General features: G+C 69.3%; 1 CRISPR repeat array.

The features are described 5' to 3' along the window. The first annotated feature begins 2 nt into the window (after nucleotides 1-2). Nucleotides 3-273: a CRISPR direct-repeat array (repeat unit 26 nt; unit sequence GAGTTCCCCGCGCCTGCGGGGATGAT). Nucleotide 274: the final 1 nt, after the last annotated feature.

Here is a 274-nt window from a genome sequence, read left to right on the forward strand (position 1 = left end):
GCGAGTTCCCCGCGCCTGCGGGGATGATCCTGCCTGGTGAGGTACGCGACGACCTGGTCAGTGGAGTTCCCCGCGCCTGCGGGGATGATCCGACCGCTCCGAGGCAGACTCACCCACCTACCGTGAGTTCCCCGCGCCTGCGGGGATGATCCGCCAGCGCCCGATCTTGCGAAGCTCAGCCGAGTGAGTTCCCCGCGCCTGCGGGGATGATCCGTCTCCGCAGGCGAAGCGGGCGGCCCGTATCAAGGAGTTCCCCGCGCCTGCGGGGATGATC

It is taken from the genome of Arthrobacter sp. HMSC08H08 (assembly GCF_001807575.1).
Taxonomy (GTDB): Bacteria; Actinomycetota; Actinomycetes; order Actinomycetales; family Micrococcaceae; genus Pseudoglutamicibacter; species Pseudoglutamicibacter albus.